An 11,051-nucleotide genomic window follows, 5' to 3' on the forward strand; every position below is an offset into this window, starting at 1 on the left:
GAGCGCGTCCATGATTTCGAACGAGTATGACGCGATCGTGCTGGGCGCGGGCGCGGCCGGCATGATGGCGGCGCTGACCGCCGGACAACGCGGACGGCGCGTGCTGGTGCTGGACCATGCCGATGCACCCGGCAAGAAGATCCTTATTTCCGGCGGCGGGCGATGCAATTTCACCAATGTCGGGACGGCACCGGACCGGTTCCTGTCGAAGAATCCGCATTTCGCAAAATCCGCGCTGGGCCGCTACACGCCCGCCGACTTCATCGCGATGGTCGATCGCCATGGCATCGCCTGGCATGAAAAGACGTTGGGGCAGCTGTTCTGCGACGGGAAGGCGCACGCGATCGTCGACATGCTGTCGTACGAGATGCGGGCCGGTGGCGTCGACGTGCGGCTGGCGCACCGGATCGAGTCGGTGGCGCAGGACGGCGGATATCGCGTGATCGCCAACGGCACCGCGTTCCGCGCGCCGTCGCTGGTGGTGGCGACCGGCGGCCCGGCGATCCCGAAGATCGGGGCGACCGGCTATGCCTATGACCTGGCCCGGCAGTTCGGGTTGAAGGTGGTCGAGCCGCGTCCCGCGCTGGTGCCGTTGACGCTGGGCGGAGATGCGCTGGCGTTTCGCGGGCTGGCGGGGGTGGCGCTGGATACCGTGGCGCGGTGCGGCAAGGCGGCGTTCCGGGAAGCATCGCTGTTGACGCACAGGGGCTTGTCGGGGCCGGCGATCCTGCAAATCTCCTCCTATTGGCGGCATGGCGACGCGGTGACGATCGACCTGTTGCCGGACGTGGACGGCGTTACGGCGTTGCTGGCGGCAAAGCGGGTGCGGCCGCGCGCGGACGTGCGGCGCGTGCTGGCCGACCTGCTACCCGATCGGCTGGCGGGCGTGGTGGCCGATGCGCTGGCACTGCCCGGCAATCTGGCGGATATCCCGAACGCGCGGCTGGAAGCGGCGGGACGGCAGCTGAATGGCTGGTCGTTCATCCCCAGCGGATCGGAGGGGTTCGCGAAGGCGGAAGTGACCGTCGGCGGCGTCGATACCGCCGGTCTGTCGTCGCGGACGATGGAAGCGAAGACCGCGCCCGGCCTGTATTTCGTGGGTGAAGCGGTCGATGTCACCGGCTGGTTGGGTGGATATAATTTCCAATGGGCCTGGGCCAGTGGATGGAGCGCCGGGTTGGTGCTATAGGCTCCGATTGACCCTTTCCCGATCCGGATACCAAATGCCTTTTTCCCAACTGCCCCCCCTGCTGGCGGCGGCACTGACCGAACGCGGTTACGAAACGCCGACCGCGGTCCAATCCGCCGTGCTGGAACCCGATGCGGTCGGCCGCGACCTGCTGGTGTCCGCGCAGACCGGATCGGGCAAGACCATCGCCTTCGGTCTCGCCTTCGCCGCCGAACTGCTCGGCGAACAGGAGCGATTCGGCTATACCGAGAAGCCGATGGCGCTGATCATCGCGCCGACGCGCGAACTGGCGTTGCAGGTCGAACGCGAACTGAAATGGCTGTATCTGCAGACCGGCGCGCGGGTTGCATCCTGCGTCGGCGGCATGAACGTCCGGCAGGAACAGCGCAACCTGGCGCAGGGTGCGCATATCGTGGTGGGAACGCCCGGCCGGTTGCGTGACCATCTGGAACGCGGCAGCCTGGTGCTGGACGGGTTGCGCGTCGTCGTGCTGGACGAAGCCGATGAGATGCTGGACCTGGGGTTCCGCGACGATATCGAACAGATTCTGGACACCACGCCCGACAGCCGCCGGACCCTGCTGTTCTCCGCGACGCTGCCGCGGCCGATCGTCGATCTGGCCCGGCGGTACCAGAAGAACGGGCACCGCATCGAAACGATGGCACGCGGCGAAGCGCATGCCGACATCGATTATATCGCGATCACGGTCGCGCCGGCCGACATCGAACATGCGGTGGTAAACGTACTGCGCCATCAGGAAGCGGCCGGCGCGATGGTGTTCTGCGCCACGCGTGACAATGTGCGGCGGATGCACGCCAGCCTGGTCGAGCGTGGCTTTGCCGCGGTCGCGCTGTCGGGCGAATTGTCGCAGTCGGAACGCAGCCATGCCTTGCAGGCCCTGCGCGACGGTCGTGCCCGCGTGTGTGTCGCGACCGATGTCGCCGCGCGCGGGATCGACCTGCCCAATCTGGAACTGGTGGTGCATGCCGAATTGCCGGTCGGGGCGGACACGTTGCAGCATCGGTCGGGCCGAACCGGTCGCGCCGGGCGCAAGGGCGTGTGCGTCATCATCGTGCCGTTCCCGCGCCGCCGGCGTGCCGAAGGCATGATGCGGACCGCCAACATCCGCCCGCGCTGGGAAAAGGCACCGACCGCGGACATGATCCGCGCGAAGGACCATGAACGGCTGGTCGAGACGATCCAGCCCGGTGCCGCGGCCGAGGACGATCTGGCCGTGGCGCGCGCGCTGCTGGAGAAGCATTCGGCCGAAGACATCGCGGCGGCGCTGGTGCGGTCCTACCGCGCGCGCCTGCCGGAGCCGGAGGACATGTTCGCAGATGGCGACCGTCAGGTCGCGCAGCAGATGGACGGGCCGCGCCAGGGGTTCGAGGATACGGTGTGGTTCCGGATGGACGTCGGTCGTCGCGGCAATGCCGACGCGCGCTGGCTGTTGCCGCTGCTCTGCCGGCGCGGGCACATTACCAAGACCGAAATCGGCGCGATCCGGATCGGCGATCAGGAAACGGTGTTCGAGGTGCGGCGCGAAGTGGCCGACCGATTCGCCGAAGCCTTGCGCCGGACCGCGGGCGGCGAGGACAATGTCGCGATCGAACCGCTAGGCGATCGGCCGCCGCCACAGCAGGTCCGCCGTCGCGGCCCCCCGCCCGCCCGTGCGCAGCAGAAATATCAGGCAAAGCCCTATCGCGGACGGAGTTGAAGGCGAGACGCGATTCCAAGGGGGTGCTGTTAACGAGGCTGGGGAGCCTCACCCCCCTTTTCCGGTGGAAGAGGGGGGGGGGCGAAGCGAGATGGTGCGGTCAAGAAGACTCGAACTTCCACGTCCTTTCGGACACAACGACCTCAACGTTGCGCGTCTACCAATTCCGCCATGACCGCACATCGTGGAACCCGTCCCGCAATGGGGACGCCGGTAGGCCGGTGCCTCTAGCAGCGGGATTGCGGAACCGCAACAGCGGGTTTGCGGGACCGGGCGAGGGTGACGCGCGGGCGCCCACGCTGTAGCGGGTCACCCATGGCGATGCTTCCTTCCCGCTGGTCCGACGAGGCCCGCCGCCTGACCGCCCTGGCATGGCCGGTGGCGCTGACCAGCCTCAACTGGACGCTGATGCACCTGATCGATGTCGCGATCGTCGGGCGGGCGGGTGTGGAGCAGATGGCGGCGCTGGCCGCGAGCCGCAGCGTGACCTTCGTTCTGATCGTGATGGGGCTGTCGGCATTGGTCGGTATCCTGGTCTTCACGGCGCGGGCGGATGGCGCGCACGACCGGAAAGGAACGGGCGGCTGCCTGCGCGCCGGGTTGCTCTACGCCGTCCTGCTGGGCCTGGTGCTGGCGGCGATCCTGTACCTGGCCGGGGAGGCGATGTTGCGCGCGGCGGGTGTCGCGCCCGCGCTGGTGCCCGGGGGCGGGGCGGTAGTGCGCGCGATGGCGGCGGCGATGCCCGCGCAGCTGGTGCTGACCGCCAGCAGCTATTTCCTGGAAGGAATCAGCACACCGCGGCGCGTGACCGTCGTCAACCTGGCGATGCTGCCCGCCAATGCGGTGCTGGCCTGGGCGTGGGTCGGCGGGCATCTGGGCCTGCCGGCGCTGGGCGCGGTGGGAGCGGCGCATGCGACCGCAACCGTGTCGATGCTAGGTGCGGCTGCGTTGCTGGGCGCATGCTGGACCGTGCGCGACGCCGACAGCCGGGGTCTGCGCGACCTGTCGCCGGCCGCATGGATGCGCGCCTTGCGCGACGTGCCGGCGATGGCGCGATTCGGGGTGGTGCCGGCGCTGACGTCTGCACTGGAGCTGATCGGGTTCGCGTGGCTGATCGTGCTGTCGACGCGGCTGGGCGATGACGCGGCGGCGGGGTTCCAGGCGATGTTCTCGCTCCACAACCTGGCGTTCGCGACCGCGCTGGGCTTCGGATCGGCGGCGGGCGTGCGGGTGGGCAATGCCGTGGGGGCGGGCGAGCCGGAACAGGCGGCGGCGCGAACCGCGATCGCGGCGCTGCTGGCGGCACTGGCGATGGGCATGATGGGCGCCATCTTCTTCATCGGGCGCGACCTGATCGTCCCGCCGCTGTCGGCGCCGGACCCGGCCGCGATCCGCATGGGCATCGTGCTGGTCGCGACACTGGCGCCGTTCATGCTGTTCGACGGGATCCAGCTGGTGCTGGTCTATGCGCTCCGATCGCTTGGCGATCAGGTCGCGGCCGGCATCAACGGCGTGATCGCCTATTTCCTGGTCACGGGTGGGCTCGGCTGGTGGCTCTATGCCGCCGGATGGGGCGCGCCCGGACTGGCGATCGCGTGCGGCGGCGGCATGGTGGCGGCCGCGATCCTGCAGGGCGCGCGGTTCGTGCTGGTCGCGCGGCGGATGGGAGTCAGTTGAGGACGGGTTCGGCCGGGCTCAGGATGACGTCCGACGATCCTTTCGGCACGTCGACCGCGGCACTGTCGAAATCGACGCTGGCGCCGGGTTGCAGGACGCGTGCGGGGCGGGTGATCGTCCAGCTGTAGACCGTGCGTTTGGAAGCATCGCGCAGTTCGGCGCGGATATCGGGCACGGTTTGAACCCTGTCAGTGGGGTTGGTGACCCGGCCGCTCACCTCCAGCAGTTCGTTGCCGCTTTCCATCGTCCGCCGTTCCTGCCGCAGCGGGCGGATGTAGAGTTTCTGCGCGCCGCCGTCGCTGCTCCTCAGGCCGATGCGGTCGGCGACGTTGGTGGGCACCAGCACCAGCAGCGCCGCGATCGCGACGATCAGCAGCACGCCGACGACGACCGCGATCAGCGTCCACAGCTTGGCCGGATTGCGGCGTGGACGGAAGGGCGGCGCATGCGCGAACGGATCGATGCCGCTGCGCGCCGCCAGGTCCTCCTCCCCATAGACGCGGCGTGGCACGTCCGGCGCGGGTGCCGGAGTCGGTGCGGCGGCGGGGATGTCCGGCAATGGCGGTGGCGGTGCCGGTTGAGCGGCGGCGGGTGCAGGCGTCGCTTCGGCGGCCGGCGCTTCGAACCAGCTGTGGCGGCAGGCCGCGCAGCGTACCTGGCGCCCGCTGCCCCCGATCGCGGTGTCGGGAACCAGATAGCGGGTGGAGCAGGCGGGGCAGATGAGGATCATCGGTTTCCGGACGGGCTGGCGACAGGACAGGATTTCAAATCGATAAAGCACCTTGTCCGCACCGCGGCAAGCACGCGTCGCGCAACAATTTCCCGTGCGGACGGCTGCGCCTTGCCGACCGCCCCCGCGCCATGCCAAGGCAATGGCCGGAAGGCGAAAGGGCAAGATGGGCACGATCGTCCAGTTCGAGAATGTCGGTCTGCGCTATGGTTCGGATGGCGAGACGCTGTCCGACCTGAGTTTCGCGCTGGCGCCGGGCGCCTTCTATTTTCTGACCGGAGCGTCGGGCGCCGGCAAGACATCGCTGTTGAAGCTGCTGTACCTGGCGCAGCGGCCGACCCGCGGCACGATCCGGTTGTTCGAACAGGATGTCGTGATGCTGCCGCGCGACCGCCTTCCGGGCTTTCGCCGGCGGATCGGCGTGGTGTTCCAGGATTTCCGCCTGATCCCCTATCTGTCTGCGTATGACAATGTCGCGTTGCCGCTGCGCGTGGCAGGCGTGGAGGAACGCGACCTGGATGCACCGGTGCGGGAGATGCTGGCCTGGGTCGGGCTGGCGTCGCGGGCGGAGGCGCGGCCGGCCACCTTGTCGGGCGGAGAGCAGCAGCGGGTGGCGATCGCCCGCGCCGTGATCGCCCGGCCGGAAATCCTGGTCGCGGACGAGCCGACCGGCAATGTCGATCCCGAAATGGCGGCGCGGCTGCTGCACCTGTTCGATGCGCTGAACCGGCTGGGCACGACGATCGTGGTGGCGACGCACGACATCCACCTGTTGTCGCGGGTCGCGCATGCGCAGATGTTGCGGCTGGATGGCGGGCGGCTGGCGGACCCGACGGGCGCGCTGCGCTATCCGCCGCGGACGGGCGGCTGAGGTGGCGGTCATGACCCCGATCCCGATCGTGCGGGCGGCCGACCGCCGGCTGCTGCGCGAAGGGCGGCTGTCCGGGCCGATGCCGTGGGTGCTGGCGATCATGCTGTTCCTGACCACGCTGGCGGCGGCGGGCGGGGTGGCGCTCAGCAGTGCCGCGCGCACGCTGGGCGGCGGGCTGGCCAACCATGCCACGGTGCAGATCGTGCAGGCCGACGCCGAACGGCGCGAGGCGGAGGCAAGCGCGGTGCTGGCGGCGATCGGCGCGGATCCCGCGGTACGATCCTTCCAAAGGGTCGGCGCGGCGGAAATGGCTGCGTTGCTGGAACCGTGGCTGGGTGCGCGCGGATCGGGCGACCTGCCGCTGCCGGTGCTGATCGACCTGTCGGTGAGCGGGCCGGAGGCGATGCCGCGGATCGCCGCGGCACTGGCGCGGGTGGCGCCCGATGCCCGCGTCGACGATCACCGCGCCGCGCTGGCCCCGGTCGCGCGGTTGATCGGGACGCTGCGTTGGCTGGCGCTGGCGCTGGTGGTGCTGATGACGGCGGCGACCGGTTGCACGGTCGTGCTGGCTGCCGCGTCGGCGCTGGATACCCACCGCGGAACCATCGACGTCATGCACCTGCTGGGGGCGACCGATGTGCAGATCGCGCGCCTGTTCCAGCGGCGGATCGCGCTGGACGCGTTGTTCGCCGGCTTCATCGGCCTGTTGGCCGGCGTCGCCGTGCTGGTGCTGATCGCGCGCCGGCTGGCGGGCCTGGGGTCCGAACTGGTCGGGACGGTGGCGTTGCCGGGCTGGGGTTGGGGGCTGCTGACGGCGTTGCCGGTGGCGATGACGCTGCTGGCGGCGACGACGGCGCGCTGGACGGTGGTACGCGCGCTGAGGCGGTTACCATGATCGTGCGGCTGTTCTCGCTCGGCGTGCTCGCCTGGCTGCTGGGTTTCGCGCTGTTTGCGGTCATGCTGCCTGGGCCGGGGCCGGACCAGCGGACCGACGGGATCGTGGTGGTGACCGGCGGGCCGGGGCGCATTCCACGCGGGCTGACGCTGATGCAGGCGGGGCAGGCCAGGCGGATGCTGATTTCCGGAGTCGACCGCCGGGTGCGGCCGCAGGACCTGATCGCCGAATATCATGCGCCGCCGCGGCTGATCGCGTGCTGCATCGACCTGGGCGACGAATCGGTCGATACGCGCAGCAATGCCGACGAAACCGCGGCCTGGGTGGCACGGCATGGCTACCGATCGTTGCGGCTGGTGACGACCGACTGGCATATGGCGCGCGCGCGGTTCGAACTGGGCCGCGTGCTGGGGCGTGACGTCACGATCCTGCCGGACGGCGTGCGCAGCGAGCCGGGGCTGCTGGTGCTGATGACCGAATATACGAAATATCTGCTGCGACGCGCGGCAGCACCATTGGGATATTGAATGGCGGTCGTCCGATCCATCCTGTTCATGATCGCGTTCGCGCCGGGATCGGTGGGGGCGGTGCTGCTGGCGTTGCTGGCGGCGCCGTTCGGGACGCCGCCGGTGCTGAAGGTCAGCCGCGGCTGGGCCTATTATCACCGCTGGTGCGCGCGCTGGCTGCTGGGGATCCGGGTGCGGATCGAAGGCGTGATCCCGAACGAACCGGTGCTGGTCGCGGCGAAGCATGAATCGATGTTCGAAACGCTGGAACTGATCATCCTGCTGCCCGACCCGGCGGTGGTGGTGAAGAAGGAACTGGCCGATATTCCGGGCTGGGGCCGTGCCGCGCGCGCGCATGGCGTGATCCCGGTGGACCGGGACGGATCGGCGACCGCGCTGCGCATCATGATGCGCGCCGCCAAGGCCGCGCTGGCCGCGGGTCGGTCGATCGTGATCTTTCCGGAAGGCACCCGGACCGCGCCGGGCGTACGCGCGCCGCTGCGGCCGGGCTTTGCCGGCCTGTACCGGACGCTCGGCCTGCCGGTCGTACCCGTCGCGCTGGACAGCGGCCGGGTCTATCCGCGGCGTGGGTTCGTGAAACGGGCGGGGGTGGTGACGTTCCGGTTCGGTCCGCCGATCCCGCCCGGGCTGAGACGTGCGGAGATCGAGGCGCAGGTGCTGGACGCGATCAACGCCTTCAACCCGCCCGCCGCGTGACGCGTCGGTACCGTCAGGCGATCAAGCCCGTCACGGGCGGCGTGCCGGTTCCGAACAGCGCCCGGCGGGTGACGACGGGGTCGAGGCCGAAGCATTCGGCGGCGGCACCGGCGAGCAGCGCGTCGAGATCCAGCGTGGGCCGCAGGTCGCGGTCCTCATACAGATTGGCGGGTGCCAGACCGGGCCAGTCCGCCCGGATCCGACCACCACGGACCGCGCCACCCAGCAGCATCGCCACCGCCGCGGTCCCGTGATCGGTGCCGCCGGTGCCGTTTGCCGCCGCAGTCCGGCCGAATTCGGTGGCGACCACCAGCACCGTCTGCGCCCAGGCCGGGCCGAGACCGGTCCGCAGCGCATCGATCAGCGTATCGAGATTGGCCAGCTGGCGACCGAGGCGGGATGCCTGATCGCTGTGCGTGTCCCAGCCGCCGGTTTCCACCATCGCAATGCGCGGACCATCCGCGCGGGCCAGGAAGCCGGCGGCGAGCCGACCGATACCGGCCGGGTCGGCCCTGGCGATGTCCGCGCCCGCGGCGGCGCGCGCCTGCATCGCGGCGGACCAGAGCGGATGAAGCTGCGCATCGGCGGCGTAGAGCGCCGACACGCGCGCGAGCAGGTCGTCCGAGGCATCCGGCAAGGCGGACGGGGCGTAGGAGGTGACGGGCGCCTTGCCGCGAAGCGCGGTCGGGATGGTCGGCGCAAATGCGATCGGATCCCCGGTGGCGCGGCTGGGCAGCAGGCCCGCCAGCCGGTTCAGCCAGCCGTCCGGCATGGCGTAGGGCGTGGTGCCGCCGGTCTCCAGCACATTCTGCCCATCGAAGTGCGAGCGGTCGCGATAGGGCGACGCCACCGCGTGCACGAAGAGCGCCTGTCGATCCCGGTACAGTGCCGCGATGTTCGGCAGCGCCGGATGGAGCGCGAACAGCCCGTCGAGCCGGTGCGCGCCCGCAGGATCGATCGCCAGCGCGGCGCGCAACCGGGCATAGCCGGGATCGCCATAGGGGATCAGCGTGTCGAGGCCATCGGCGGCCCCCCGCTGGATCACGAAGATGAACCGGCGATCGGTGGCGGCGGGCGCGGCAAAGGCGATCCGCGGCGCGAATAGCGCGGCCGCAGCCGTGACGCCACCGGCGCGCAGGATTGCACGGCGATCGAACATGGTCATCTCCTCAAAAACTCCGGCGAGACCAGTAGCAGCGCCAGTCCTGAGGCGCGGCTTTCCGCGCGCGCCAGCGCCTGTTCGGTGGCGGGGGCGAGCAGGCCGGGCAGCAGGCGCCGCGCCAACGCGACCGGATCGAGCCGGTCGCCGATCGGCGCCACCAGGCGCGGCGCGAGTTCGACGCGGCGCAGCAGGGCATCGGGTGCCGCCCAGCCGGCCGCGACATCGTCATAGCCGGCGGGCGCGCCCGGTTTCCAGATCGGCTGCCCCAATTGCGTCATCAGCGCCGCGACCTGCATCGTGCCGAGATCCTGACGCCCGGTCGCGCGCAGGGACGACAGCAGCCATTCCCACGGCGTCTTGAACTTGCGGTCCGGCACGGCCCAGGGTTCCGGCGCGTGCACGAGGGTGCGGTAAAGCGTCGGCAGATCGCCCCCGCTGTCCCGATAGGCGTGCTCCAGCCGCGTAACGAGGCCGGGGGGTGGCGTGTCGGCGGAGAAGTGGCGGGCGAGCTTGGTGGCGACGTGGCGCGCGGTTGCGGGGCTGGCGGCGAGATCCGCGAGGACGGCGCGGCCCTGCGCCACGCCGGGCTGAGCATAGCGGCGGCCGAGCAGCGTGCGTGGGCCCGGCTGGTGCTGCCCCGCGCGGAACAGGAACTGACCGGGGGTGTCCTCCTGCGCGCACGCGACGGACCAGCCGGTGAGCGCTTCGGCAAAGGCGGTGACGTCCGCCTGGCCATAGCCCGACCGGACGCCCAGCGTGTGCAGTTCCAGGATTTCGCGGGCGAGATTTTCGTTGAGGCCGCGGCGCCGGGCCGGCATGCGTGCGGCGGCGCGGAGCGCGGCGGGGCTGTCGCCGCCGATCGAGCGATCCTGATCGAGATAATAGAGCATCGCCGGGTGCTGCGCGACCGCGACCAGCATGTCTTCGAACCGGCCGAGCAGATGCGGGCGGATCGCCTCCGCTTCGAACGCGGCGGCCAGCGCGGTTACCTGCGGCTTGTCGGCCGACAGCGCGAAATGGTTGGACCAGAAATGGACGAGCCGTTCCGGGAAGGGTGTCGGCGTGGCGAGCGCGGCAGCCGTGCGGGCGTTGACCGCGGCGCGGTAGGCAGCCTGGATCGCCTGGTTCGCGTCCTGGCGCATGGTCATGCGTTCGGCCTCGGTCGTCGCATCGCGGCGGACGGCGCCATAGGCCAGCAGCAGCGCGCGACCATCGGGCTGATCGCGAAGCGCGGCCGGCCGCGGATCGTAGCGATCGAGCTGGTCGGTCAGCCAGCGGTGGGGATCGGCGATGGCGGCATCGGCGTCGCGGGCGCCCAGCCCGAAACGGTTCTGCGCGATCGCGGCGGCGGCGGGTGCGCGCGACATCGACGCTTCAACGCGCGCCGGCGCCGGCATCGGTCGGTGCCGGGCGCGGATCGGGGATGCGGCGGATCAGTGACCGGGCCAGCCGGATGCGATCGGCCCGGGGCAGGGTGGCCGCGAAGGCGGTGGCGCTGCGTTCCAGCCGGGTGCGGAGCGCGACATCCGCGGCGCGCGCGCGATCGAGCGCGGCATCCAGCGCCGCGCGGTCGAGCGTGGGCGCGGC

11 protein-coding genes and 1 tRNA gene are annotated in these 11,051 nt (G+C 70.6%); 7 read left to right on the plus strand and 5 right to left on the minus strand.

What is annotated here, in order from left to right; genetic code table 11:
• Positions 1 to 10: 10 nt before the first annotated feature.
• Together VF649_RS04755 and VF649_RS04760 are read left to right on the plus strand one after the other, a co-directional pair.
• Positions 11 to 1,189 carry an NAD(P)/FAD-dependent oxidoreductase gene (locus VF649_RS04755; protein WP_331010810.1) on the plus strand — a complete coding sequence of 393 codons (1,179 nt, stop codon included), beginning with the start codon at positions 11 to 13 and terminating at the stop codon, positions 1,187 to 1,189.
• Between the two features lie 34 nt (positions 1,190 to 1,223).
• A complete protein-coding gene (locus VF649_RS04760; RefSeq protein WP_331010811.1) occupies positions 1,224 to 2,906 on the plus strand; it encodes a DEAD/DEAH box helicase in 1,683 nt (560 codons plus the stop codon).
• 92 nt (positions 2,907 to 2,998) lie between these two features.
• Here the strand turns inward: VF649_RS04760 and VF649_RS04765 are convergent.
• Positions 2,999 to 3,085, minus strand: a tRNA-Leu gene (locus tag VF649_RS04765).
• A gap of 136 nt (positions 3,086 to 3,221) precedes the next feature.
• Here VF649_RS04765 and VF649_RS04770 point away from each other — a divergent pair.
• On the plus strand, positions 3,222 to 4,583 hold the full coding sequence (locus VF649_RS04770) for an MATE family efflux transporter (protein WP_331010812.1): 1,362 nt from the start codon (positions 3,222 to 3,224) through the stop codon (positions 4,581 to 4,583).
• On the opposite strand, the gene VF649_RS04775 is transcribed toward VF649_RS04770, so the two are convergent.
• Complete coding sequence (locus VF649_RS04775; protein WP_331010813.1) at positions 4,576 to 5,313, minus strand: zinc-ribbon domain-containing protein; 738 nt, start codon at positions 5,311 to 5,313, stop codon at positions 4,576 to 4,578. The two genes, VF649_RS04770 and VF649_RS04775, sit on opposite strands and share 8 nt — an antisense overlap.
• Before the next feature lie 166 nt (positions 5,314 to 5,479).
• Between VF649_RS04775 and ftsE the strand changes: the two genes are divergently transcribed.
• From ftsE to VF649_RS04795, 4 genes are read left to right on the plus strand one after another with little or no spacing between them, the layout of a single operon-like run.
• The gene (gene ftsE / locus VF649_RS04780) at positions 5,480 to 6,184 is read left to right on the plus strand and encodes a cell division ATP-binding protein FtsE (RefSeq protein WP_331010821.1); all 705 of its coding nucleotides are present in this window, start codon (positions 5,480 to 5,482) and stop codon (positions 6,182 to 6,184) included.
• Positions 6,185 to 6,194: 10 nt separating this feature from the next.
• Positions 6,195 to 7,079 (plus strand): cell division protein FtsX, encoded by an 885-nt coding sequence (locus VF649_RS04785; RefSeq protein WP_331010814.1) that lies wholly within the window; start codon positions 6,195 to 6,197, stop codon positions 7,077 to 7,079.
• The gene (locus VF649_RS04790) at positions 7,076 to 7,606 is read left to right on the plus strand and encodes a YdcF family protein (protein WP_331010815.1); all 531 of its coding nucleotides are present in this window, start codon (positions 7,076 to 7,078) and stop codon (positions 7,604 to 7,606) included. The genes VF649_RS04785 and VF649_RS04790 overlap by 4 nt, the downstream gene beginning before the upstream one ends.
• Positions 7,607 to 8,302, plus strand: a complete 696-nt coding sequence (locus tag VF649_RS04795) for a lysophospholipid acyltransferase family protein (RefSeq protein ID WP_331010816.1) — start codon at positions 7,607 to 7,609, stop codon at positions 8,300 to 8,302.
• Positions 8,303 to 8,315: 13 nt separating this feature from the next.
• Here the strand turns inward: VF649_RS04795 and VF649_RS04800 are convergent, their stop codons facing one another.
• The 3 genes from VF649_RS04800 to VF649_RS04810 all read right to left on the minus strand — a co-directional run.
• Positions 8,316 to 9,461: a DUF1501 domain-containing protein gene (locus tag VF649_RS04800; protein WP_331010817.1), complete on the minus strand. Its 1,146-nt coding sequence runs from the start codon at positions 9,459 to 9,461 to the stop codon at positions 8,316 to 8,318.
• Positions 9,462 to 9,463: 2 nt separating this feature from the next.
• Positions 9,464 to 10,831: a DUF1800 domain-containing protein gene (locus tag VF649_RS04805; RefSeq protein ID WP_331010818.1), complete on the minus strand. Its 1,368-nt coding sequence runs from the start codon at positions 10,829 to 10,831 to the stop codon at positions 9,464 to 9,466.
• Positions 10,832 to 10,838: 7 nt separating this feature from the next.
• Positions 10,839 to 11,051: periplasmic heavy metal sensor (locus VF649_RS04810; protein WP_331010819.1), on the minus strand; the 213-nt coding region annotated here is incomplete at its 5' end.

It is taken from the genome of Sphingomonas sp., assembly GCF_036387535.1.
GTDB lineage: Bacteria > Pseudomonadota > Alphaproteobacteria > Sphingomonadales > Sphingomonadaceae > Sphingomonas_R.